The sequence below is a fragment of the Nonomuraea composti genome (genome assembly GCF_012034275.1).
Lineage (GTDB): Bacteria > Actinomycetota > Actinomycetes > Streptosporangiales > Streptosporangiaceae > Nonomuraea > Nonomuraea composti.
The window spans coordinates 23717-47895 of the sequence record NZ_JAATEP010000073.1; the positions used below are offsets into that span (position 1 = coordinate 23717).

A 24179-nucleotide genomic window follows, 5' to 3' on the forward strand; every position below is an offset into this window, starting at 1 on the left:
GCGTGTAAAAGTGTATCCGACTTCAGGACCACCCGAGTACACGTCACCGAGGGGCAGGCGCCGAGCGCGACGGTCAGCCGACCGCCTTGGCCCGATCGATGAGCGTGACCAGCTCCGTGACCATGGGGTCCTCGGAGGCGGCCGCCAGCCGGCCGGCGTGCTCGCCGAGCGTCCGCAGGTCCAGGCCGAACGCCTGCCGGTCCCGCAGGTACGTCGCGAACGCCGCCACCACGACGTCCACCTGCAGCCGCACCGGCGCCTTGTCCCATATGGAGCCGGCCAGCTCGCCCGAGTCGAGCGACTTGCCGCTTTCCGAGGCGGTCCTGGTGTCGGGGTCGAGCCAGCGCACCGTGGCCTGGGCGAGCTGGCCGTCGGCGCCCGGCTTGAGCTTCAGCGCGTACAGGGCGGTGACGGAGTGGCCGGGGCCGATCTCGCCGCCGTCGCGGCTGTCGTCGCGGAACTCATCCGTGCTCAGGGCGCGGTTCTCGTAGCCGATGAGCCGGTAGCTGTCCACGACGGCCGGGTTGAAGACGACCTGGGCCTTGGCGTCGCGGGCGCGCAGGTCGAGGGTGGCGGGGAGCTGGGTGGTGAAGAGCCGGGTGGCCTCCTCCTCGCCGCTGACGTACACGGCCATGCCGTCGCCGGTGTCGGCCAGCCGCTCCATCAGCTCGTCGCCGTAGTCGCGGCCGACGCCGACGGTGAGCAGCGTGAGCTGCTTGGCGGCCTGCTCCTTGACCTGGTCCGAGATGGTCTGCCACTCGGTCGAGCCCTGGTTGGCCAGGCCGTCCGACAGCAGGATGACGCGGTTGGTGGCGGCGGGACGGAACGCCTTGACGGCCTCCCCGTAGCCGGTGAGCACCCCGGCCTCCAGGTTCGTGCCGCCGGCGATGGACAGCCGCTCGACCGCCGCCCGCAGCTCGTTCCTGGCCGTCAGCGGGGTCATGGAGGCCAGCACCTGCGCCTGGTCGCTGAAGGAGACGATCGAGACCTGGTCGCCGGGGGCGAGTTGGTCGAGCAGCTTCAGCAGGCTGGACTTGACCAGGTCGAGCCGGCCGGCCTCGGCCATCGAGCCCGACACGTCCACGACGAACGTCAGGTTCGCCGGCCGCCGCTCGGCGGAGTCGGAGGCGCGGGTCTGCAGGCCGACGCGCAGCACGGCCTCGTCGCGCTGCGGCAGCCGGGCGCCGTCCACGTGCACGGTGAACCCGTCGCCGGACGGCTGGGCGTAGTCCTGGCGGAAGGCGTTCACCCACTCCTCGGGGCGGATCTCCCCGGGCGCGGGCCAGCGGCCCTCCTGGAGCGTACGGCGGGCGTAGCCGTACGAGGCGGTGTCCACGTCGAGGGCGAACGTGGAGATCTGCGCGGTCGTCGTGTCCTTCTCGCCGTCCTCGCCGTTCTCCCGGGCCGATGCCGACGCCTCCGGACGGGCTTCCGTTCCGGCTTCGGCCTCACCCTCGTCGGGTACGACCGGCTTCAGTGGCGCGCCGGTTCCCACGGGGGCCGACTGGCCGCTGCCGGCCTGCTCGGCGCCACCGCCGCACGCGGTCAGACCCAGGAGGGCGATAAGGCCCACCCCAACCGCCAAAGGGCGAAATTTCATCTCAACCACCTCCATGCCGTACGACGGAATCCGCTCCAGGACGGCCGGGCAGGTGACGCAAGCGAGCGCAAACCGCGATCGATACGTGATCAGTTGTGACATATGGGGAAAATGAGGTATCCCTGGTGCGATGCGCGTCTATTTGGGGCTGGCCGCAAAGCGACAGGACATTTCCCCGGCGATTCTGAATAGAGCCCGTTCCGTGATCGAATGGGCCTTTCCCGTGCCTCCCGACGTCATCCGGGGCCGGGAATGGCACGGCCGGGGCGTCTCGCTGCTCGCCTGGACCAACGAGCCCGACGACGCGCGCCAGCCCCCGCTCATCACCGAGCACGGCGGCCGCGTCATCGGGCTCAACGGCCACCTGGCCGACCCGTCCGAGGTGACGGCGCTGCCGGACGACTCCGTGGGCGGCTGCTTCTCGGCCTGGTTCGCGCGCGACGGCGAGCTGGGCGCGAGCACCGCGATCAACCGGGTCTGCCCCGTCTTCCACGCCGAGACGCCGGAGCTGCACATCGTCGGCAGCCGGGCCCTGCTCGTGCATCTGATGGGCCGGCCGGACGAGCGGGTCGACTTCGACGTGCTCGCCCTGCAGTCGATGGTCAGGCAGGGGTTCTTCCTGTCGGACGAGACGCCGTACAAGGGGGTGTCGGCGCTGCGGCCCAGCTCGCGCCTCGTGGTGCGGGACGGCGTGCGTACCGTCACCGAGACCCCGCTGCCGCAGGCGGCGCCGGCGCCCACGTCGGCGCGGCACAAGCGGGCGGCGGTCGGCGAGCTGGCCGAGGCGCTGCTGGCGACCGTGGCGCCGCTGCGCGACCTGGGCGAGCCGGTGAACCTGGCGCTGACCGGCGGCCGCGACACCCGCATCCTGGCGGCGCTGCTGCACGCGGCGCGGGTGCCGTTCAGGACGACGACGAACGGGCTGGACACGCACCCCGACGTGATCATCGCCCGGATGATCGCGGAGCGGCTCGGGGTCGAGCACACGGTCATCGCCCCGCCGCAGACCGCCGCGAAGGACGCGGTGCTGGTGGAGCATCCGCTCGGCCGCGCCTGGGAGACGCTGCGCACGTGCGAGGGCATGACCTCGGCGTACGAGACGATCGTGAGCTACCTGCCGTACTCCGGCAAGCCCACCATGTCCGGCCAGAGCGGCGAGACGCTGCGCGCGGGCAGCCTGAACCTGCTCCAGACCGACCTCGGCGACCAGGCGCTGCGGCGGCGCATCGAGACCACGTTCACCAAGGACGCCAAGCTGTTCACCGCCGAGGCCAACGAGCACGCGCGCGAGCTGGCCAGGCCGTGGCTGGCGCGCGAGAACCGGCTGGAGACGCTGGACCACCTCTACATCTGGTACAAGGTGGGGCGCTGGCAGGCCAGCGCCCGCGCGGGCTCGCTGCGGCGCGGCGACCCCGTGCGGCCGTTCCTCGACAATCGCGTGGTGCGGGCGGCGCTGAGCCTGGACCAGAGCTGGCGGCTCTCCGAAGAGGTCATTTATACGCTGATATTGCGTCTGGCCCCGGAATTGCGGGACGTGCCGATCGAGGGAAAGCAATGGCGTTTCGTCCAGAGCACCGAGAGCACCCCGGCGAAGCGGCGCCGCTTCCCCTGGCCCGCCCGCACCCGCCTGCCCGGCCCTCCCCCGCACCTGCCCACCACGAAGACCGGAGGCGGGTGGAGCTGGCGCACCAGCCCCGGCCCCGCCCTCACGGACGTGCTGCGCCGGCAGGTGCTCGGCAGCCTCGACGCCCTGGCCCCGATCGTCGAGCCGGACGAGGTGCGCGCGCTCTTCGCCGACCCCGTCGTGCGGAAACCGGCCCTGGCCTGGCACCTCTACACGGTGAGCACCCTGCTGACCGGCCTGTATCCCGGCAAGGCGCCCGAGGACCTGCCGCCGATCACGGTTTCCAGGCCGGATCCCGGCCGATGATCCCGAGGAAGCGGTCGAGCGCCGGCGCGTCGTCCGGCACCGGGACCTCGGCGCCGAACGCGCCGCGCTCGCGCCCCATCGGCGCCATCTGCGCGCAGAACGCCACCAGCGTGGTGGCGGTCTCGTCGTCCACCTCGTAGTCGAGGCCCGTCGCCCGCGACAGGTCCCAGCCGTGCGCGACGAGGTCGGTCAGCGCCATGTTGGCCAGGACGGGCCTGGGCAGGCCGCGCATGGCCTCGCTGACGCCCTCCCACGCCTCGGGGCGCTCGTAGACGGCCAGCATGCGCTCGACCCGCTCCGGGAAGTCGCCGGTGTAGTCCTGCTTCGGCGGCACGAAGGGCCCTCCGGCGGCGACCGACTCGAACAGGGAGGCCACCCACTCCAGGTGGTTGAGCAGCGCCTTGACGTCGAAGTCGGAGCACGGGGTGGGCAGCCCGAGCTGGTCGTCGCCGATGGCCCGGACGACCTCGGTGGTGCGCGCGGCGGCGCCCTTCATCAGTGGCAGGATCTCGTTCATACGTTCTAGTGTGCCAGGGCCGCGTTCTCCACCCGGATCCGAACGGCGAGAAGTATCGCATTCGTGATCGTGAATGCCAGGGCCGTCAGCCAGGCCGTGTGCACGAGGGGCAGCGCGAGCCCTTCGGCGACCACGGCGACGTAGTTGGGGTGCCGCAGCCACCGGTACGGCCCCCGGTCCACCAGCGGCAGGCCGGGCACCACCACGACCCGCGTGTTCCACTGGTGGCCCAGCGTGCGGATGCACCACCAGCGCAGCCCCTGCGCCAGCACGACGACGGCGAGCATGGGGCAGCCGAGCGCCGGCACGAACGGCCGGTCGAGCAGCCACACCTCGGCCGGCGCCGCCGCCAGCAGCCCTACGTGGGCCAGCACGATCCACGGATAGTGGCCCGCGCCGTACTCGACGCCTCCTCGGGCCCTGGCCCAGGCCAGGTTGCGCCTGGCCACGACCAGCTCCGCCAGCCGTTCGGCCACGACCAGGCCGATGAGCAGCGCGTACGCGACCATCGGCGCTCACCAGTGCAGCAGGAGCAGCTCGGCCGAGAACCCCGGCCCCAGCGCCATGAGCACGGCCGGGGTGCCGGGCCGGCCCCGGGTCTCCTGGAGCACGTGCAGCACCGAGACCGACGACAGGTTGCCGTGCTCGCGCAGCGAGCTCCACGTCACGTCGAGCGCCTTGGCCGGCAGGCCGAGCGTCTCCACGATCTTCTCGATCACCTTCGGGCCGCCCGGGTGGCAGACCCAGGTGGCGACCTGCTCGGGCGTCAGGCCGTAGTCGGCCAGGAACGCCTTGATGTCGGCGGCCAGCACCTCCTCCACGAACCCGGTCAGGTCCGCGTCCAGCACGATGCGGAAGCCGTGCTCGCCCACCTCCCAGCCCATCAGGTGCTCGGTCCCGGGGTAGAGCCGGCTGCGGGTGGCGACCACCTCGGGCCCGGGGCCCCGGCCGGTCGCGACGACGGCGGCCGCGCCGTCGCCGAACAGGCCGCTGGCCACCAGGTTCGCGATCGAGGTGTCGTCGCGCTGGATCGTCAGCGAGCACAGCTCCACGCACACCAGCACCGCCACGTGGTCGGGCCAGCCGCGCAGGTAGTCGTGCAGGCGCGACAGCCCGGCCGCGCCCGCCGCGCAGCCCAGGCCGAACACGGGCACCCGTTTCACGTCGGGCCGCAGGCCCATCCGCTGGGCCAGCTTGGCGTCGAGCGAGGGCGTGGCCAGGCCGGTGGTGGAGCAGAACAGCAGGTGATCGACCTTCTCGGGGCGCACGTCCGCCTTGTGCAGCGCGCCCGCCAGCGCCTGCTCGCCCAGCTCCAGCGCGTGCTCGACGTAGGCGTCGTTGGCGCGCGCGAAGGAGTCGAGCTTGGCGTAGTCGGCCAGCGGCAGCGCGAGGTTGCGGCCCCGCACCCCGGTCGCCTGGTGGAATCGCCTCAGCAGCTCCTCGTCGCAGTCGGTCAGCCGGGAGAACGCCTCGGTGATCTCCGCCTGCTCGTAGCGGTGATCGGGCAAAACGGTCTGTACTCCCGAAATATGCATATATCCCTCCTGCCGCGTAGAGGGCGCAGCTAACATGCGGTCATGCTGCTGCCCCCTCCCGCCAGGCCCCACCGTGTCGCCGTCCTGGCCTTCGACGGGATGGCGCCTTTCGAGCTGGGATGCGTCGTCGAGCTGTTCGGCCTGCCCCGGCCCGAGCTGGACCTGCCCTGGTACGACCTCACCGTCTGCGCGGAGACCCTGGAGCCGCTGCGCGTCGTCGGCGGGTTCACCATGACGGCCGGGCACGGCCTCGACGCGCTCGCCGCGGCCGACACCGTGATCGTCCCCGGCGTGGCCGACGTCCGCGGGCCCGTCTCCGCGGCGCTGGTGCGGGCCCTGCGGGAGGCGTACGAGCGGGGCGCGCGCATGGTGTCGATCTGCTCCGGCGCGTTCGCGCTGGCCGCCGCCGGCCTGCTCGACGGCCGCCCCGCCACCACCCACTGGCGCTACGCCACCCTCCTCCAGGAGCGCTTCCCCGCCGTCCGCGTCAACCCCTCCGTCCTGTACGTGGACGACGGCGACGTGCTGACCAGCGCCGGCAGCGCCGCGGGGCTCGACCTGCTGATCCACCTCGTACGCCGCGACCATGGCCCCGGCGTCGCCAACACCGTCGCCCGCCGCCTCGTCGTGCCCCCGCACCGGGAAGGCGGCCAGGCCCAGTTCATCCAGGCCGCCGTCACCCCCGTCGAGGACGACGACGCCGTGGCCAGGGCGATGGCCTGGGCCATGGACCACCTCGCCACCCCGATCACCGTGGCCGAGCTGGCCTCGGTGGCGCACATGGCGGAGCGCACGTTCATCCGCCGCTTCAAGCTCCGCACCGGCACCAGCCCGCTGCGCTGGGTGATCTCCCAGCGGGTGGCGGCCAGCCTCCCGTTGCTGGAGTCGACGGCGGCGCCGGTGGAGGAGATCGGGGCGGCGGTCGGCTTCGAGAGCCCGGTGACCTTCCGCCACCACTTCACCCGCGCCATGCGCACCTCCCCCTCGGCCTACCGCAAAGCCTTCAGCCCCTGACCACCCGGCCCGCCGACCGCTCGTCCGCCCGCTTGAACGCCGCCCACGCCGGGCGCGCGTGAGCCGCTTGCCCCATGCGCCGCCTTCCCCTCCCCCTCAAGGACCCGCACCGAAGTACGGCCCAGCCGGGCGGCGCCTCAGCGCGTGAGACGCCAGAGCGAGGTCACCTCGGCGGCCCGGGCCGCGTGCAGCGGGTCGTCCTCGTCGGACGGACGCCGATGGCGCGGGGTGACGTCGAGCCGCCCCGCCACCCGCAGCCCGGCCGCGTCGAAGGCCGCCAGCAGCTCCCCCCGGCTACGCAACTCCAGGTGCTCGGCGAGATCGGACAGGATGAGCCACCCCTCACCCCCGGGCTCCAGGTGCTCGCCCAGCCCGTCCAGAAACCCCCGCAACATCCGCCCGCCCGGATCGTAGACGGCATGATCGAGCGGCGACACGGGCGTGGCGGGCAGCCACGGCGGGTTGCACACGATCAGCGGCGCCCGTCCCGGCGGGAACAGGTCGGCGCGCACGACCTCCACCCGCTCGTCGAGCCCGAGCCGCGCCAGGTTGTCGCCGGCGCACTCGACGGCCCGCGGGTCGAGGTCGGTGGCCACGACGTGCCGGACGCCGCGCCGGGCGAGCACGGCGGCGAGCACCCCGGTGCCGGTGCCGACGTCGAAGGCGAGCCGGTCGCCCGGCAGCGGCGCCTCGGCGACCAGCTCGACGTACTCGCCCCTGATGGGGGAGAACACGCCGTGGTGCGGGTGCACCCGGGCGCCGAGCGCCGGCACGTGCACCCCTTTCGTGCGCCATTCGTGCGCGCCGATGAGCCCGAGCAGCTCGCGGAGCTGGCCGACGGCGGGCGGCGCGTCGGGCCCGTACACCTCGGCGCACGCCTCCCGCACGTCCGGCGCCCGGCGCAGCGGCACGACGTGGCCTTCGGCGTAGGGGACGAGCAGCATGCCGAGCGTGCGGGCGCGCTGCGACTGGGCCTGGCGGTGGCGGTGGAAGCCGCTGCCGGGGGCGGCCGGTTTGCAGCGGCGGCCCATGGCGGCCAGGAGCTGGCGGGCGTTCTGGAAGTCGCCGCGCCACAGCAGCGCGGTGCCCTCGCAGGCCAGGCGGTAGGCGGTGGCGGCCTTCATGCGGTCGTCGGCGACGATGACGCGCTTGGGCGGCGGCGCCCCCAGCGCGGAGCGCCAGGCCGCCGAGCGCTCCTGCCCCGCCTCGGTCCACCGGATCATCGTGACCCGACCGTTTCACGGTCGCCGCCCGCCCGGCCACCGATTTTCCGGTGAGAACACCGTTCGGGACGCGTCTCACGGCAGGAGCCCCTGACGCGTGCACGCGCGCCTCAGGGCAGGAGCCCCTGCGCCAGCGCCCGCACCCCCTTGGCGTAGGTGTCGCGGGCGGTCAGCTCCGCCCACCGCTCCCCCACCTCGCTCAGCCGGGGGAACGCGGCGGGGTCAAGGTCGGCGAACACCCGCTCCCGGTAGGTGGTCCCGCCTTCCTCGCGCCGCTTGCCCGCCGCCACCCTGGCGCTGATCTCACCGGCCGTGTAGTGCCAGACGATCCGGTACGCGTCCACGGCCTCCTCCGGGCTCAGCCCTGCGCGCATGGCGGCGTCCACGATGTGCTCCGGATACCACAGGGCGCCGACCGACAGCAGGTCGTCGGCCCTGAGCACTTCGACGGCCCAGGGCCGCGCGGACAGGGCCTCGTGCATGGCGACGGCGGCGGCGACCAGCCGTTCGCGCGGCTCCCGCGGCAGCTCGGGCTTGGGCAGGGTGGCGGCGTAGCTGTCGAGGAGCAGCAGGAGCAGCTCGTCCTTGTCGCGGACGTGGTGGTAGATCGCCATGGCGGTGCTGCCGACCTCCTTGGCCAGCCGGCGCATGGTCAGCCCGGCCACGCCGTCCTGCTCGATGACCCGGTCGGCGGCGGTGACGATCTCGGCCCGGGAGATCTTCGGCGGTCGTCCTGTACGCGTCGGCATCCTGTCATGTTACTTTTTATACATGTATAAAAACTTCGCGGTCGTCGCGGTGCTCGCCTTCGGGGTCGCCGTGGGGACCCTCCAGATGACGGTGGTGGTGCCCCTGCTGCCCGGCCTGGAGCAGCGGCTCGGCGCCCCGCCGAGCACCGTGTCCTGGGCGCTCACCGCCGGCCTGCTGTCGGGCGCGGTGTCGATCCCGCTGCTGTCGCGCCTCGGCGACATGTACGGCCGCCGCCTCGTCTCGCTGGCCGCCCTCGCCTTGCTCGTCGCCGGCTCGGCCCTCGGCGCCGTCTCGGACACGCTGGCCCCGCTGATCGCCGGCCGGGTGCTCCAGGGCGCCGCCGCGCCGCTGCTGCCGCTGGCCATGGGCCTGGTCAGGGAGCTGGTGCCGGCCCACCGGCTGCCGGGCGCGATCGGCGTGCTCAGCGCCACGATCGGCGTCGGCAGCGGCGGCGGGATGATCCTCGCGGGGCTGCTCGACGGGGACCACCGGGCGGTGTTCTGGGCGCTGACGGGGCTCGGCGCGCTGAGCTTCGCCCTGGTGGCGGCGGTGGTGCGGGAGACCCCCGTACGCGGCGCGGGGCGGCCCGACCTGGCCGGGGCGGGGCTGGTCACGGTGTGGCTGGTCTGCCTGCTGCTGGCCGTCAGCAAGGGCGCCGTCTGGGGCTGGGCCTCGCCGTGGACGCTCGGGCTCCTCGCCGCCGCCGTGGTGGTGGCCGGGGTGTGGGTGGTGACGGCCCGCCGCACCGCCGAGCCGCTGATCGAGCTGCCCATGCTCCTGCACCGCAGGACGGTGGGGGCGACGGTGGCCTCGTTCCTGCTGGGGTTCGCCCTGTTCGCGGCCATCACGACGGTCTCGGCGGTGGCCCAGGGCGCGCTCGGGGCGTCGGTGCTGCAGGTCGGGCTCTACCTGCTGCCCACGACGGTGCTGATGCTCGTGGTCTCGGTGCTGGCGGGCCCGCTGATGCGCCGCTTCACCGCCTCCGCGCTGGTGGCGGCCGGCTCGGCGCTGGTGACGGCCGCGGCGCTGTGGCTGGCGGTGTCCCGGTCGTCGGGCACCGACCTGTACGGCGCCGCGACCGTGCTCGGGCTCGGCGTCGGCCTCGGCTACGCGGCGCTCGGCACGATGGCGGTCGAGCACGTGGAGCCGGCCAGGACGGCCGCGGCCGGCGGCATCAACGCGCTGGTCAGGATCGTCGGCAGCAGCGTGGCCGGCGCGGTGGGAGCGGCCGTGCTGGCGGGCGGCGGCGCCGGCTGGAGCTTCGGCGTGGCGGCCCTGGCGGGCCTGCTGGCCACCCTCTTCGCCGCCCTCTACGGCACTTTCTCCCGAAAGGAACTGGCATGACGGACGGACAGCGGCTCATCGCCTGGGGTGACGAGCTGATCAAGCTGCACGACGGCTTCCGCAGGGACCTGGCCGCCCTCCGGGAGTCCAGGCTGGAGGCGGCCGACCTGCGTACGCACTGCCTGGCCTTCTGCGACGCCCTCCACCTGCACCACGAGGGCGAGGACGGCACGCTCTTCCCCCACCTCGGCACCGAGCACCCCGAGCTGGCCGCCGCACTGGCCAGGCTCCGCGCGGAGCACCAGGTGGTGGCCCGGCTCATGAACGAGATCAGGACGTGCCTGGCCGCGGGCGGCGATGGGCTCGGCGCGGAGCTCGACCGGCTCGCCACCGAGCTGGAGGCCCACCTGGACTACGAGGAGGAGCAGCTCGTCCCGATCCTGAACCGGATGCGCACCCTTCCCGAGGGCGTCTAGCCCGCGGGGCGGTCAGAGCGTGTAGTCGAAGGTGTAGGAGTGGCCGCCGTCGGGGCCGATGGCGATGGCCATCTCGCCGCGCAGGCCGCGCAGCTCGTCCGTGCCCGAGTCGGCCACGACCCTGATGCGCAGCGTCTGCGCGCCGTTGTCGCTGGTGGCGTCGTGCTGGACGACGAAGCTGCCCGCCCGCCCGTGCAGGGTGCCCTCGATGCGCTCCAGCGCCACGTACGAGCGGGACTCCTCCACCGGGGTGGTGGCGACCAGCATGGTGACGAGGCTGGTGCCGGTCAGGTCGCCGGAGAAGGTCTTGGTCAGGGTGACGACCCCCAGCGTGATGCCGTCGCGCTCGTCGTACGGCGGCTGCGGGGTCCAGCCGGCGGTCTCGAAGGTTCCCTTGGCGGTCATGGCCTCATCCTGGCAGCCGTACCTGTCAGGTTCCGTCAGGTACCGGCGAGCCGTTCCACGACCGGGGCGAAAGCGTCCATGAACTGGGCGTTCACCGACACGTACGAGACCCCGAGATGATCGCGGCGGCGGCGCAGCGTGTCGGCCATCTCCGTCACCGTGCCGGTGAGGATGCCGGTGCCGGTGCGGCCGAAGCGGCTCAGCGCCCAGTCGGGCGGCTCGGAGCCGGCGCAGGCCAGGTTCATGGCCAGCTCCAGGTCGTGGAAGCGGTCGCCGGCCAGCTCGTACAGCTCGTCGAGCTTGGCCGCGACCTGCTCCTCCGTGTAGTGCGCGGGCACGCCGAGCGCGACCGTGTCGGCCTTGCGCGCGGCCAGTCGCAGCAGCCTGGTGCCGGAGGCGGCCACGAGGATCCGGACGTCCTGGACGGCGTCGATCGTCTCGGACAGCCGCTCGATGCGCTCGCCCGGGGTGCCGAAGCGCACGCCGAGCGCCGCCGCGTCGGCCTCGGCGCCGGGCCGCCCGGCGCCGAGCCCCAGCTCGAACCGGCCGCCGGTGAGCCGGTGCAGGGTGGCGCTCTCCCACGCGACTGCCTGCGGCGTGCGGTTGGGCGCGCTCAGCACGTACGTGCCGACGCGCAGCGTCGTGGTGGCCGTGGCCGCCACCGCGGCGGCCGTGAACGGCGAGAACGTGCCGAGCGTGTCGGGCACGAGCAGGGTCGAGTAGCCCAGGCCCTCCGCCCGCCGGGCCAGGCCGGTCCACGCGGCGGCGTCGGGGGCCTGCCCGGCGACCGCGCCGAATCTGAACGGGTGATCGGTCATGCACCCCACGATGGCCGACGAACGGGCGCCTGGCATCGTCCCCCGGACCGGTGACCCGCTACGTCCGGGGGCGCAGGTGCCCGGCGGGGTGCTACTCCCCCAGCAGTAGCCGGGTGAAGTCGTTGCCGAACTTGCCGGCGGGGTCGAGCCTGCGGGCCAGCGCACGGAAGGACTCGGGGCACTCCGGCCACCGCGTGAACAGCTTGCCCCAGTGCGGGATCGGCTCGAACGGTGCCAGCGTCTCCTCCACCAGCTCCAGCACCGGCATGACGGCGGCGACGTCCTTGACCCAGGTGAAGTGCACGCCGATGCTCTCGCGGCCGTTGAAGGGGCTCAGCCACAGGTCGTCGGCGGCGATCGAGCGCACCTCGGAGATCTGCAGCACGGGCCGGATGCGGTCGCCGATCGCGAACAGCGCGCGCAGCGCCTCGACCGCGTGCCGCCGGGGCAGCAGCAGCTCCGACTGCAGCTCGTCGCCGGCGCCGCTGGGCGGGTAGTCGGCGCGGAAGTGCGGCAGCCGCTCGTACCAGGGGCCGGGCACGCCGAGCTGGCCGGTGCAGCTGTCGGCCGGCATGGCGGGCAGCGGGTGGCGGGGGCCGTCGGCGGCGGTGGTGCCGTACCAGTCGGGGTCGGTCAGCTCGTCGGAGCACTTCAGCCAGACGCGGGTGTCGCGGTAGTCGGTGAACAGGCTGACGCTGTAGCCGCTGGACATGATCTCGTCGAAGTGCTCCTCGATCGCGTCCTGGCTCAGGCCCTCGCGGACGTATTGGCGCAGCTCGAAGGCCGGTACGAGGTCGAGCGTGAGCGAGGTGACGATGCCGAGGGCGCCGATCGACACCACGGCGCCCGGGAAGTCCTCGTCGCCGCGCGCGAGCGTCAGCAGCGACCCGTCGGCGGTGACGAGCTCGATCCCCGACACGGCGCCGGCCAGGCTGCGCACGGCGTCGCCGGAGCCGTGCGTGCCGGTCGCGACGGAGCCGCCGACGGAGATGTGCGGCAGCGAGGCCAGGTTCGCCAGCGCGAACCCGGCCTGGTGCAGCAGCGGCGCGAGCGTCGCGTACGTCGTGCGCGCACCCACCCGCACCTTGGCCGCGGCGCTGTCGATCTCCACCTGGGCGGGCATCCGGTCGAGCACCACGAGGTCGCCGTCGGTGTCGGCGACGTGGTTGAAGGAGTGCCCGCTCCCGAGGGCACGCACGCTCGCGGAGTCCGCGACGAGCCGCTGGAGCTCGTCGAGCGAGGTCGGGTGATGGACTTCTTTTGCGTGGAATGTGGTGTTTCCAGCCCAATTGGTCAGCGTCACGGCCTTACCTTCCCACAGCCCCACCTTGTCAGCCCGCCCGGGTGCCGCTAGTTTCAGGTGCCGCGCCGACCGGAGGTGTGCCGTGCTCGTCCTGTCCGAGGCCGTCGGCCTCGTCACGCTCGTCCTGTGGCTCTACTGCCTCTTCGACGTGATCACCACGCCCGACGTGGCCTGCCGCAACCTGCCGAAGGTCGCCTGGGTGCTGATCGTGCTGCTGTTCCCGCTGATCGGGTCCGTCGCCTGGCTGGTGGCCGGCCGCCCGGAGCGGGCCGTCCCGGCGCAGGCGCGCCCCAGCGCCTTCCCCGAGTACGACCGCCCCGGCCGCTTCGCCGCCACCAACCCCGACGACGACGAGGAGTTCCTGCGCCGCTGCCGCGAACGCGCCGAGCAGCAACGCAGGAACGCCCCCCGCAAGCCGTCCGACGACACCTGACGCACCCGCCGCCGCCCTCCTCCCGTCGAAGGACCTGAGCGCTCCGCCTCCCCCGGAGGAGCCTCAGCCCTCCTCCCGGGAGGAGCGTCAGCACTCCTCCTCTCTTCCAGAAGGACCTCAGCCGAAGTACGGCGGGAGGGAGGGCGACGGCGGCGCGGGTGTCAGGTCAGAAGCCCTGGGCCAGGCGGTAGTACGCCTGGTTCCAGCGCAGCTCCTTGGCGAACCGCTCGGTCGTGGTGTCGGCGTCGATGACGACCAGCTCCACCCCCAGCATCTCGGCCAGGTCGACCAGCTCCTCGCGCCCGACGGCCTTGGACAGCACCGTGTGGTGCGGGGCGCCGGCGGTGAGCCACGATTCGGTGGAGGTGCGCAGGTTGGGGCGCGGCTGCCACACGGCGCGCGCCACCGGCAGCTTGGGCAGCGGCTGCGGCGGGGCGACGACGTCGATCTCGTTGGCGACGAGCCGGAACCGGTCGCCCATGTCGGCCAGGCCGACGACGATGCCGGGGCCGGGCTCGGCGTCGAACACGAGCCGGACCGGGTCCTCCCGGTTGCCGATGCCCAGCGGGTGGATCTCGCACGACGGGGTGCCGGCGGCGATGGACGGGCAGACCTCCAGCATGTGGGCGCCGAGGATCAGCTCGTTGCCGGGCGTGAGGTCGTAGGTGTAGTCCTCCATGAAGGACGTGCCGCCGGGGGCCCCATGATCAGACATGGCCTTGAGCGTGCGCAGCAGGACGGAGGTCTTCCAGTCGCCCTCGCCGCCGAAGCCGTACCCGTCGGCCATGAGCCGCTGCACGGCCAGGCCGGGGAGCTGGCGCAGGCCGCCGAGGTCCTCGAAGTTCGTGGTGAACGCCTTGAAGCCGCCCGCTTCGAGGAAGCCGCGCAGGCCCAGCTCGATCCTGGCCGCGTACCGCAGCGACTCGTTGCGCTCGCCCAGCAGCTCGGGAGCCACCTCGTACTGCTCGGCGTACTCCTTGACCAGCGCCGTCACGTCGGCGTCGGAGGCCGCGTCCACGGCCTCCACCAGGTCGTTGACGCCATAGGTGTTGACGGAGACGCCGAAGCGCAGCTGCGCCTCGACCTTGTCGCCCTCGGTCACGGCCACGTCGCGCATGTTGTCGCCGAAGCGGGCCAGCTTGAGGGTGCGCACCTCGGCCAGGCCCTTGGCGGCGCGCAGCCAGGCGAGGATGCGCTCGCCCACGGCCGGGTCGCTGACGTGCCCGGCCACGGTCTTGCGCGGCACGCCGAGCCGCGTCTGGATGTGCCCGAACTCGCGGTCGCCGTGCGCGGCCTGGTTCAGGTTCATGAAGTCCATGTCGATGGTGGCCCACGGCAGCTCGACGTTGGCCTGCGTGTGCAGGTGCAGCAGCGGCTTGCGCAGCGCGTCGAGCCCGGCGATCCACATCTTGGCCGGGGAGAACGTGTGCATCCAGGCGATCACGCCGGCGCACGAGTCGTCGGCGTTGGCCTCCAGCATGATCCGCCGGATGGCGGCCGCGTCGGTCAGGACGGGCTTCCACTCGACCGGCATGGGGAGCTGCTCGGCGATCCGCTGGGACTGCTCGGCCACCTGACGCAGCGTGTCCTCGCCGTAGAGTCCCTGACTGCCGGTCAGAAACCAGATGTTCAACGCGGGCTCCTCTGTCCGTAGACGTTCTGATAGCGGTCGTAAAGGCGGTCGATGTCGTCCTGCGCGATGGGCAGCGGGTCGCCGAGCTGGCGGGCCACGTGCACGGTACGCGCCACGTCCTCGCACATCACGGCGGCCTTCACGGCGGCCTTGGCGTCCTTGCCGATGCTGAACACGCCGTGGTTCTGCATGAGGACGGCCTTGGAGCGGTGCCCCTTGAGCGTCTGGACGATGCCCTGGCCGATCGAGTCGTCGCCGATCAGCGCGAACGGGCCGACCGGGATCTCGCCGCCGAACTCGTCGGCCATCGCGGTCAGCACGCACGGGATGGCCTCGCCGCGCGCGGCCCAGGCCGAGGCGTAGGTCGAGTGGGTGTGCACGACGCCGCCGACCTCGGGCATGTTGCGGTAGACGTAGGCGTGCGCGGCGGTGTCGCTGGACGGCGAGTGCTCGCCTTCCACCAGGTTGCCGTCGAGGTCGCACACGACCATGTTCTCCGGCGTCAGCTCGTCGTAGGAGACCCCTGAGGGCTTGATGACGAACAGGTCCTCGCCGGGGACGCGGCCGGAGACGTTTCCGGCCGTCCAGACCACCAGGTTGTAGCGGACCAGCTCGGCGTGCAGGTCGGCGACGATTTTCCGCAGGTCGTTCATCACGCTTGTGCCTCGTTCCTGATCGCGCGCAGCGCGTGCAGCATCTGTCCGTCTCCGAAGAAGTCGTGGAGCCTGCGGTACTCGGCGTAGAGCCGGTCGTAGGCGTCGGCGCGGGCCTCGTCCGGCATGTACGCGTTCTCGGTGCGCTTGCCCATGGCGGCGGCGGCCTCCTCGATGGAGGAGTATTCGCCGGCGGCGACGGCCGCGTGGATGGCCGAGCCGAGGGCGGGGCCCTGGTCCGAGGCGATGATCGACAGCGGGCGGCGCAGCACGTCGGCGTAGACCTGCATGAGGAAGCGGTTCTTCAGCAGGCCGCCGGCGACGATGAACTCCTCGACGGGCACGCCGGACTTCTCGAACGTCTCGACGATCATGCGGGCGCCGAACGCGGTGGACTCGATGAGCGCGCGGTAGACGTCCTCGGGCTTGGTGGCGAGGGTCTGGCCGATGATCACGCCGGAGAGGTTGTGGTCGACCAGGACCGAGCGGTTGCCGCCGAACCAGTCGAGCGCGACGAGCCCGTGCTGGCCTACGGCCTGCTTCTCGGCGAGCTCGGTCAGGCGCTCGTGCCCGTCGGTGCCGAAGTTGTCGACGAACCAGGCGAAGATGTCGCCCACGGCGGACTGGCCGGCCTCGTAGCCCCACAGGCCCGGCACGATGCCGTCCTGGACGACGCCGCACATGCCGGGCACCTCGGCGAGCTGGTCGCTGGGCATGATGTGGCAGGTGGAGGTGCCCATGATGGCCACCATCTGGCCGGGGCGCACGGCGTCCGCGGCGGCGGCGGTGACGTGCGCGTCGACGTTGCCGACGGCGACGGCGGCGCCCTCGGGGATGCCGGTCCATTCGGCGGCGCGGGCGGTCAGGCGCCCGGCCAGGCCGCCGAGCGGCGCCAGCGTCACCTCGCCCACCTTGTCGCCGACGGTGCCGGTGGCGAGCTTGCCGACGAAGCCGGCGAAGCCGGGGTTCAGCTCGGCGAGGTACTCCTCCGACGGGTAGCTGCCGTCCTGGAAGACGCCCTTGTAGCCGACGGTGCAGATGTTGCGGCTCTCGACGCCGGTGAGCTGCCAGATGATCCAGTCGGCCGCCTCGATCCAGCGCTCGGCCCTGGCGTAGACCTCGGGGGCCTCTTCGAGCACCTGCAGCGCCTTGGCGAACTCCCACTCGGAGGAGATCTTGCCGCCGTAGCGCGGCAGCCAGCTCTCGCCCCGGCGCGCGGCCAGCTCGTTGATGCGGTCGGCGTGCGGCTGGGCGGCGTGGTGCTTCCACAGCTTGGGCCAGGCGTGCGGCTCGGCGGGCGTCTCGAAGCACAGAGGTGTGCCGTCGGCCGTGGTGGGCAGGACGGTGCAGGCGGTGAAGTCGGTGCCGATGCCGATGATCTCCTCGGCGGGCACGCCGGCGGCGGCGATCGCCTGCGGCACGGCGACCTTCATCACGTCGATCCAGTCCTGCGGCGACTGCAGCGCCCAGTCGGGGCCGAGGCGGACGTCCGTGCCGGGCAGCGTGTGCTCGATGACGCGGTGCTCGTACTCGTGGACGGCGCTGCCCAGCTCGGCGCCGTCGCTCACCCGTACGACGACGGCACGCCCGGAAAGCGTGCCGAAGTCCACTCCGACCACATACTTGTTAGCGCTCACATTGAACTCCAGGGGTTTTCGGGGGCATGCACATCATCTACCGGATGGGCGCCGTACTCGACCTCACGACGAAGCTGGGGCGCACGACCAGGCGCTCGTACGCGGCGTGCCCGAGGTCGATCTGCCGCAGCAGCACCTCGATGCAGTGCCGCCCCACCACGTCGAAGTCCTGGCGGACGGTGGTGAGCGGCGGCGAGAAGAACTCCGACTCGGGGATGTCGTCGAAGCCGACCACGCTGATCTGCTGCGGCACCCGCACCCCCTTCTCCGACAGGGCACGCAGCACCCCCAGCGCCATCTGGTCGTTGGCGGCGAACACGGCCGTGACGCCGTCCATCGCGGCCAGGCTCTTGCCCGCCTCGTAGCCGGCGCGCGGGCTCCAGTCGCCGGCCAGCGGCTCCGGCACCGGCCGGCCCGCCTCCTCCAGCGCGGCCCGCCAGCCTTCGAGCCGGCCCTCGGTCTCCATCCAGTCGTGCGGGCCGCTGACGTGCCAGACCGTGTCGTGGCCCTGATCGAGCAGGTGCCGCGTGGCCAGCTTGGCGCCCTCCATCTGGTCGATGCACACCACCGACACGTCGGCCCGGTGCGTGCCCTCGACCGCCACCGCGGGCAGGCCCGCGGGCAGGCTCTCCAGGGCGCGGGCGGCCGAGCGCTGCGGGGCGACCACCACGACGCCGTCCACGCCCTGCTCGGCCAGGTAGTCGATGGCGTCGCGCACGTTGTCGGCGTCGATCGACTTGAGGCTGACGATGCTGACGAAGTAGCCCGCGGTCCTGGCCGCCTGCTCGATGCCGTAGATCGTGCTGGCGGGACCGTACAGCGTGGTGTCGAAGCTGACCACGCCGAGGGTCCTGGACCGCTTGGTGACCAGGGCGCGGGCCACGAGGTTGCGCCGGTAGCCCAGCCGGGTGATCGCCGCCTCCACCCGGGCACGGGTGTCGGCCCGCACGTTGGGATGGTCGTTGAGCACCCGGGAGACCGTCTGATGCGACACGCCCGCCTCCTTGGCCACGTCGGCCATGACCGGCAGGCGGCGCTTGGGGGTCGTCAACGGTCTCTCCTTTCGCTGGGCTGTAGGGATCTTACTTAGCGGGAGGCCCCTGCCCTGCGCTTGGTCCAGACGTCGAACGCCACGGCCGCCAGGAGCACGATGCCCTTGACGAGCATGACCCGCTCGCTGGGCGAGCCGATCAGGGACATGCCGTTGTTGATCACGGCCATGATGAGACCGCCGGTGATGGCGCCCACGACCTTGCCGACGCCGCCCTGCACCGCCGCGCCGCCGATGAAGGCCGCCGCGATGGCGTCGAGCTCGAAGCTGTCACCGGCGGTGGGGCCCGCCTGGTTGAGCCGGCCGGCGAAGATGATGCCGGCGACGGCCGACAGCACGCCCATGTTCACGAAGATCCAGAAGACGACCGACTTGACCTTCACGCCGGACATGATGGCCGCCTGGAGGTTGCCGCCGATCGCGTAGATCTGCCGGCCGAAGACCGTGCGGTTGGCCATCATCGAGTAGCCGAGCACGAGGATCGCCAGCAGGACCAGCACCCACGGCAGGTTCTTGAACCGGGCGAGCTGGACGACCAGGAACAGGATGATCGCCGCGCCCGCGGCCATCTTCAGCCAGAACAGCGCCATCGGCTCGACCGACTGACCGTAGCCCTTGCGGGCGTTCCTGGTGCGGAGCTGGGCGGTGACCATCCCGGCGATCGCCACGATGCCGATCAGCAGGCTGAACAGGTCGGCGCCGCCGAGCGGGCCGAGGCCGATGTTGCCGAGGTAGCCGTCGGTGAAGCCGTTGGCCAGCGTACGGACCTGGTCGGGGAACGGGCCGATGCCCTGGTTGCCCAGGACGGTCATCGTCAGCGCCCGGAACAGCAGCATGCCGGCCAGGGTCACGATGAAGGCCGGGATGCCGAAGTAGGCGATCCAGTAGCCCTGCCAGGCCCCGATGAGCGCGCCGGCCACCAGCGTGGCCAGCAGGGCCAGGGGCCAGGGCCAGCCCATGTTCACCATGAGCACCGCCGCCAGCGCTCCCGTGACCGCCACCACCGAGCCGACCGACAGGTCGATGTGCCCGGCGATGATGATCAGGATCATCCCGATCGCGAGGATCAGGACGTAGGAGTTCTGGACGATGATGTTCGAGATGTTCTGCGGCGTGAGCAGCGCGCCGTCGGTCAGGACCGAGAACAGCACGATGATCGCCGCGAAGGCGATGTAGATGCCGCTGGAACGCAGGTTGAGCGACATGCCGCCGAGTGACACCTTGCCCGGCTGCCGTGGCGCTCCTCCATCGCCCTTCGTGCCGACCTTCACGTCGGCAGGCGTGATGCTGCTCATCAGAGCTACTCCTGTCCCTTGGTCATGAGGCGCATGAGGCTTTCCTGGGTGGCCTCCTGGCGGGAAACCTCGCCGGTGATGCGACCTTCCGAGAGTGTGTAGATGCGGTCGCACAGGCCGAGCAGCTCAGGCAACTCACTGGAGATCACCAGGATCGCCTTGCCCTCGTCGGCCAGGCGGTTGATGATCGTGTAGATCTCGTACTTGGCGCCGACGTCGATGCCGCGCGTCGGCTCGTCGAGGATGAGCACGTCCGGCTCGGTCATGATCCACTTGGACAGCACGACCTTCTGCTGGTTGCCGCCACTGAGCTGGCCCACGACGCTGTTGACGCTCGGGGCCTTGATGTTCATGCTCTTGTGGAACTGCTCGGCGACCCGGTACTCCTCGTTGTCGTTCACCCAGCCGCGCTTGGCCAGACCCTTGAGGCCGGCGGCGCTGATGTTGGTCTTGATGTCCTGGATGAGGTTGAGGCCGTACCGCTTGCGGTCCTCGGAGGCGTAGGCGATGCCGTGGTTGATCGCGTCCTGGACGTTGCGGATCTCGACCGGCTTGCCGTCCTTGAAGACCTTGCCGGAGATGTGCACGCCGTACGTGCGCCCGAACAGGCTCATCGCCAGCTCGGTACGCCCGGCGCCCATCAGCCCCGCGAGCCCGACGATCTCCCCGCGCCGCAGCGTCAGCGCGGCCCCGTCCACGACCTTCCGGTCGGGCTGGCTGGGGCTGTAGACCGTCCAGTCCTCGATCCGCAGCGCCTCCTCGCCGATCTTCGACTCGTGCGGCGGGTAGCGGTTGTCGAGGGCGCGCCCGACCATGCCGGCGATGATGCGGTCCTCGGTGACGTGGTCGGTCACCATGTCCAGCGTCTCGATCGTGCGGCCGTCACGGATGATCGTGACGGAGTCGGCGATCGCGGTCACCTCGTTCAGCTTGTGCGAGATGATCACGCAGGTGATGCCCTCGTCGCGCAGCCCGCGCAGCAGGTCGAGCAGGTGCGCGGAGTCGTCGTCGTTGAGCGCCGCGGTCGGCTCGTCGAGGATGAGCAGCTTCACCTCTTTCGACAGGGCCTTGGCGATCTCGACGAGCTGCTGCTTGCCCACGCCGATGTCGGAGATGGGCGTCGTCGGGTTCTCGCGCAGGCCGACCCGCTTCATCAGCTCGCCGGCCTCGTAGTTGGTGCGGTTCCAGTCGATGATCCCGCGTTTGGCGCGCTCGTTGCCGAGGAAGATGTTCTCCGCGATCGACAGCTGAGGGCTCAGCGCCAGCTCCTGGTGGATGATGACGATGCCGGCGTGCTCGCTGTCGCGGATGCCGCCGAACTCGCAGCGCTTGCCCTCGAAGTAGATCTCGCCCTCGTAGTCGCCGTGCGGGTAGACCCCGGACAGCACCTTCATCAGCGTCGACTTGCCGGCGCCGTTCTCGCCGCAGATCGCGTGGATCTCGCCCCGCCGTACCGACAGGTTGACGTCCTGCAGCGCCTTCACGCCGGGGAACGTCTTGGTGATCCCGCTCATCCGCAAGATGTGCTCGGTCATATCCCCTCGCTCAGGAAAAGCCCCGGGGACGGCGTCCCCGGGGCTGAACCCCTACTTGAGCTGGTCCTCGGTGTAGTAGTTGCCGCCGATGATGACTTCCTTGTAGTTGGACTTGTCGACGATCACCGGGTCGAGCAGGTACGAGGGCACGACCTTGTTGCCGTTGTCGTAGTCCTTGGTGTTGTTCACCTCGGGCTGCTGGCCCTTGAGCACGGAGTCGGCCATCTTGACCGTCTGCTCGGCGAGCTTGCGGGTGTCCTTGAAGATGGTGGAGTACTGCTCGTCGGCCACGATCGACTTGACCGACTGGAGCTCGGCGTCCTGGCCGGTGACGATCGGGTACGGCTTGCTGTAGCCGGAGCTCTTCAGCGCCGACAGGATGCCGATCGACAGGCCGTCGTACGGGGACAGCACACCGTCGACCTTGGTGCTACCGGTGTAGGTCTTGGTGATGATGTCCTCCATGCGCTTCTGCGCCGTGGCGGGGTCCCACCGGAGGATGGCGGCCTGCTTGAAGTCGGTCTGGCCCGACTTGATCACGAGGGTGCCGTCGTCGATCTTCGGCTTGAGCACCGACATGGCGCCGTTCCAGAAGAACGTGGCGTTGTTGTCGTCGGGGGAGCCGCCGAACAGCTCGACGTTGAACGGACCCTTCTTGCCGTCCTCGACGCCCAGGCCCTTCAGCAGCGAGGTCGCCTGCTGGACGCCGACCTTGAAGTTGTCGAAGGTGGCGTAGTAGTCGACGTTGGGGCTGTTGCGGATGAGCCGGTCGTAGGCGATGACCGGGATCTTCGCGTCCGCGGCCTGCTGGAGCTGCGAGGTGATCGCGGTTCCGTCGATCGAGGCGATGATCAGGAGCTTGGCTCCCTTGGTGATCTGGTTCTCGATCTGGTTGGCCTGCGTCGGGATGTCGTTCTCGGCGTACTGGAGGTCGACCTTGTAGCCGAGCTTCTCGAGCTGCTGCTTGACGTTGTCACCGTCGTGGATCCAGCGCTCGGAGGACTTGGTGGGCATGGTGACGCCGATGAGGGCGCCCGCGTTGCCGGCGGCGGCGGAGGCGGAGGCCTCTGTGTCGACGGTCTTCGTGCTCGAACCGCATGCCGTCATGGTCGCGGCGAGCGCGATGGCGGACACCACGCCCCCGATTCGTCCCAACCTCATGAGCATCCCTTTCCATGGGGGTCGCGGCAGACGCAGGACGCGGCGGCTGCCGGTGATAAGTGAGGGATTCGATCACAGAACGTGACGAATCAGAACAAAGTTCGCACCCGTTTCCGCTGATTGTTATCGCTAACAAAGCTTATGTCAACGCTCGGACATAACCTCACAGAAACACTCAGGTAACTTTTACGCAGGTCAGCGGCGTGAGCGGGCCGAGAACAGGCGTTGCAGCAGGATGAAGACGAAGAGCAACATTCCGATGAAGATCTTGGTCCACCAAGATGACAGCGTCCCTTCGAAACTGATGATCGTCTGAATCAGCCCGAGCACGAGCACCCCGAGCACGGTCCCCAGCAGGAACCCGCTGCCACCGGTCAGCAGAGTGCCGCCGATGACCACCGCGGCGATCGCGTCCAGCTCCATGCCCACCGCGTGCAGGCCGTAACCGGAGAGCATGTAGAACGACAGCAGCACCCCGCCCAGCGCCGAGCAGAACCCGCTCACCGTGTAGACGGTGATCTTCGTGCGCCCCACGGGCAGCCCCATGAGCAACGCCGACTGCTCGCTGCCGCCCGTCGCGTAGACCGCGCGGCCGAAGCGGGTGTAGTGCAGCACGTACGCCGCCACCGCCACGACCACCACCGCGATGACCACGCTCGGTGAGATCCACAGATCGGCGAACAGGTCGATCCGGGTCTGCGCGAACGCGGTGAACGTCGGATCCTGGATCGGGATCGAGTCGGTGCCGATCGTGTAGCACAGCCCCCGGGCCAGGAACATGCCCGCCAGCGTCACGATGAACGGCTGGATGTCGAAGGCGTGCACGATGTACCCCATCACCAGCCCGAGCCCCGACCCGATGGCCAGCACCAGCGGCACCACCAGGTACGGCGGCCACCCCGGCCCTTCCATGAGGCTCGCGGCGATCATGGTCGACAGCGCCACCACCGACCCCACCGACAGGTCGATGCCGCCGGTGAGGATCACGAACGTCATCCCCACCGCCACCACCAGCAGGAAGGCGTTGTCGATGAAGACGTTCAGGATGACCTGCCCGCTGGCGAACCCCTCGTAGCGGATCCCCCCGGCCACGAACATGGCCACGAACAGGCACCCGGTCACGAGGACGGGCAGGTACTTGGCCGGCACCGAGGCCCGGCCGACCGTGAGCGTCGTCACGCGGTCACCTTCACCTTCTGCTCGGGGGCGGCGCTCGACGGCTTCGCCCGGCCGCGCCCGCGGAACACCTTGGCCCGGAAGGACGGCGACTGGATGAGGCACACCGCGGTCACCACGAGCGCCTTGAACAGCAGCGTCGTCTCCGGGGGCACCCCGATGGAGTAGATCGTCGTGGTCAGCGTCTGGATGATGAGCGCGCCCAGCACGGTGCCGCTCAGCGAGAACCGGCCGCCGGCCAGCGACGTGCCGCCGATCACCACGGCCAGGATCGCGTCCAGCTCGATCCACAGGCCGGCGTTGTTGCCGTCGGCGCTGGAGACGTTCGAGCTGATCATGAGCCCGGCCACGCCCGCGCACAGGGCGGCGAACGCGTAGACCATGATGATGATCCCGCGCGCCCTGATCCCCGCGAGCCTGCTGGCCTCGGCGTTGCTGCCGACCGACTCGATCAGCATGCCCAGCGCCAGCCGCCGGGTCAGGAACGCGCTGATCGCCAGCACCCCGATCACGATGAGGATGCCGAACGGCACGGTCAGCCAGTAGCCGCCGCCGATCACCTTGTACGCCGGGCTGTTGACGGTGATGATCTGCCCGTCGGTGATGAGCTGGGCCAGACCCCGCCCGGCGACCATGAGGATGAGCGTGGCGATGATCGGCTGGATGCCGATGCCGGCGACCAGGAACCCGTTCCAGGCACCCAGCGCCAGGCACAGCCCGAGCGCCAGCGCCACGGCGGTGAACACGCTG

23 protein-coding genes are annotated in these 24179 nt (G+C 71.1%); 5 read left to right on the forward strand and 18 right to left on the reverse strand.

Going from position 1 to position 24179, the window contains the following annotated elements:
* Window positions 1-73 precede the first annotated feature (73 nt).
* Complete coding sequence (locus HCN51_RS51615; protein ID WP_346434112.1) at window positions 74-1573, reverse strand: vWA domain-containing protein; 1500 nt, start codon at window positions 1571-1573, stop codon at window positions 74-76.
* 229 nt (window positions 1574-1802) lie between these two features.
* Between HCN51_RS51615 and HCN51_RS51620 the strand changes: the two genes are divergently transcribed.
* A complete protein-coding gene (locus HCN51_RS51620) occupies window positions 1803-3530 on the forward strand; it encodes an asparagine synthase-related protein (protein WP_346434113.1) in 1728 nt (575 codons plus the stop codon).
* Here the strand turns inward: HCN51_RS51620 and HCN51_RS51625 are convergent.
* The 3 genes from HCN51_RS51625 to HCN51_RS51635 are packed head-to-tail and all read right to left on the reverse strand — an operon-like array spanning window position 3499 to window position 5618.
* Complete coding sequence (locus tag HCN51_RS51625) at window positions 3499-4047, reverse strand: TIGR03086 family metal-binding protein (RefSeq protein ID WP_168020489.1); 549 nt, start codon at window positions 4045-4047, stop codon at window positions 3499-3501. The two genes, HCN51_RS51620 and HCN51_RS51625, sit on opposite strands and share 32 nt — an antisense overlap.
* A gap of 5 nt (window positions 4048-4052) precedes the next feature.
* Window positions 4053-4556 carry an isoprenylcysteine carboxyl methyltransferase family protein gene (locus HCN51_RS51630; protein ID WP_168020491.1) on the reverse strand — a complete coding sequence of 168 codons (504 nt, stop codon included), beginning with the start codon at window positions 4554-4556 and terminating at the stop codon, window positions 4053-4055.
* A gap of 6 nt (window positions 4557-4562) precedes the next feature.
* The gene (locus HCN51_RS51635; RefSeq protein ID WP_168020493.1) at window positions 4563-5618 is read right to left on the reverse strand and encodes a type III polyketide synthase; all 1056 of its coding nucleotides are present in this window, start codon (window positions 5616-5618) and stop codon (window positions 4563-4565) included.
* A gap of 6 nt (window positions 5619-5624) precedes the next feature.
* Between HCN51_RS51635 and HCN51_RS51640 the strand changes: the two genes are divergently transcribed.
* Window positions 5625-6596 carry a helix-turn-helix domain-containing protein gene (locus HCN51_RS51640; protein ID WP_168020495.1) on the forward strand — a complete coding sequence of 324 codons (972 nt, stop codon included), beginning with the start codon at window positions 5625-5627 and terminating at the stop codon, window positions 6594-6596.
* Window positions 6597-6733: 137 nt separating this feature from the next.
* Here HCN51_RS51640 and HCN51_RS51645 read toward each other — a convergent pair whose 3' ends face one another.
* Window positions 6734-7819 (reverse strand): 50S ribosomal protein L11 methyltransferase, encoded by a 1086-nt coding sequence (locus HCN51_RS51645; RefSeq protein WP_168020497.1) that lies wholly within the window; start codon window positions 7817-7819, stop codon window positions 6734-6736.
* Between the two features lie 110 nt (window positions 7820-7929).
* A complete protein-coding gene (locus tag HCN51_RS51650; protein ID WP_168020499.1) occupies window positions 7930-8568 on the reverse strand; it encodes a TetR/AcrR family transcriptional regulator in 639 nt (212 codons plus the stop codon).
* 22 nt (window positions 8569-8590) lie between these two features.
* On the opposite strand from HCN51_RS51650, the gene HCN51_RS51655 reads away from it, so the two are divergent.
* Both HCN51_RS51655 and HCN51_RS51660 read left to right on the forward strand, forming a co-directional pair.
* On the forward strand, window positions 8591-9913 hold the full coding sequence (locus HCN51_RS51655; RefSeq protein WP_168020501.1) for an MFS transporter: 1323 nt from the start codon (window positions 8591-8593) through the stop codon (window positions 9911-9913).
* The gene (locus HCN51_RS51660) at window positions 9910-10329 is read left to right on the forward strand and encodes a hemerythrin domain-containing protein (RefSeq protein ID WP_168020503.1); all 420 of its coding nucleotides are present in this window, start codon (window positions 9910-9912) and stop codon (window positions 10327-10329) included. Before HCN51_RS51655 ends, HCN51_RS51660 begins: the two co-directional genes overlap by 4 nt.
* Window positions 10330-10341: 12 nt before the next feature.
* On the opposite strand, the gene HCN51_RS51665 is transcribed toward HCN51_RS51660, so the two are convergent.
* From HCN51_RS51665 to HCN51_RS51675, 3 genes are all read right to left on the reverse strand, one after another.
* Entirely contained in the window at window positions 10342-10734 is a 393-nt protein-coding gene (locus HCN51_RS51665) for a DUF3224 domain-containing protein (RefSeq protein ID WP_168020505.1), read from the reverse strand.
* A 35-nt stretch (window positions 10735-10769) separates the two neighbouring features.
* Complete coding sequence (locus HCN51_RS51670) at window positions 10770-11552, reverse strand: LLM class flavin-dependent oxidoreductase (protein WP_168020507.1); 783 nt, start codon at window positions 11550-11552, stop codon at window positions 10770-10772.
* A gap of 91 nt (window positions 11553-11643) precedes the next feature.
* Complete coding sequence (locus HCN51_RS51675; protein WP_168020509.1) at window positions 11644-12855, reverse strand: FAD-binding protein; 1212 nt, start codon at window positions 12853-12855, stop codon at window positions 11644-11646.
* Window positions 12856-12937: 82 nt separating this feature from the next.
* Between HCN51_RS51675 and HCN51_RS51680 the strand changes: the two genes are divergently transcribed.
* Entirely contained in the window at window positions 12938-13288 is a 351-nt protein-coding gene (locus HCN51_RS51680; RefSeq protein WP_168020513.1) for a PLD nuclease N-terminal domain-containing protein, read from the forward strand.
* 166 nt (window positions 13289-13454) lie between these two features.
* Here HCN51_RS51680 and araA read toward each other — a convergent pair whose 3' ends face one another.
* The 9 genes from araA to HCN51_RS51725 all read right to left on the reverse strand — a co-directional run.
* Window positions 13455-14921, reverse strand: a complete 1467-nt coding sequence (gene araA, locus HCN51_RS51685; RefSeq protein ID WP_080046206.1) for an L-arabinose isomerase — start codon at window positions 14919-14921, stop codon at window positions 13455-13457.
* Window positions 14918-15574 carry an L-ribulose-5-phosphate 4-epimerase gene (locus HCN51_RS51690; protein ID WP_168020515.1) on the reverse strand — a complete coding sequence of 219 codons (657 nt, stop codon included), beginning with the start codon at window positions 15572-15574 and terminating at the stop codon, window positions 14918-14920. The genes araA and HCN51_RS51690 overlap by 4 nt, the downstream gene beginning before the upstream one ends.
* A complete protein-coding gene (gene araB, locus HCN51_RS51695; RefSeq protein ID WP_168020538.1) occupies window positions 15574-17193 on the reverse strand; it encodes a ribulokinase in 1620 nt (539 codons plus the stop codon). Before araB ends, HCN51_RS51690 begins: the two co-directional genes overlap by 1 nt.
* 55 nt (window positions 17194-17248) lie before the next feature.
* Window positions 17249-18262, reverse strand: coding sequence for a LacI family DNA-binding transcriptional regulator (locus tag HCN51_RS51700; RefSeq protein ID WP_230465890.1), 1014 nt, complete (start codon window positions 18260-18262; stop codon window positions 17249-17251).
* Between the two features lie 35 nt (window positions 18263-18297).
* Window positions 18298-19557: a multiple monosaccharide ABC transporter permease gene (gene mmsB, locus HCN51_RS51705; protein ID WP_206068899.1), complete on the reverse strand. Its 1260-nt coding sequence runs from the start codon at window positions 19555-19557 to the stop codon at window positions 18298-18300.
* A 5-nt stretch (window positions 19558-19562) separates the two neighbouring features.
* Window positions 19563-21092 (reverse strand): multiple monosaccharide ABC transporter ATP-binding protein, encoded by a 1530-nt coding sequence (mmsA, locus tag HCN51_RS51710; protein WP_168020524.1) that lies wholly within the window; start codon window positions 21090-21092, stop codon window positions 19563-19565.
* Between the two features lie 51 nt (window positions 21093-21143).
* Window positions 21144-22253 (reverse strand): multiple monosaccharide ABC transporter substrate-binding protein, encoded by a 1110-nt coding sequence (gene chvE, locus HCN51_RS51715; RefSeq protein WP_080047620.1) that lies wholly within the window; start codon window positions 22251-22253, stop codon window positions 21144-21146.
* Between the two features lie 195 nt (window positions 22254-22448).
* Window positions 22449-23432 carry a galactofuranose ABC transporter, permease protein YjfF gene (gene yjfF / locus HCN51_RS51720; RefSeq protein WP_168020526.1) on the reverse strand — a complete coding sequence of 328 codons (984 nt, stop codon included), beginning with the start codon at window positions 23430-23432 and terminating at the stop codon, window positions 22449-22451.
* The coding region (locus HCN51_RS51725; protein WP_168020528.1) for an ABC transporter permease at window positions 23429-24179 on the reverse strand (751 nt) is incomplete at its 5' end. The genes HCN51_RS51725 and yjfF, both read right to left, overlap by 4 nt.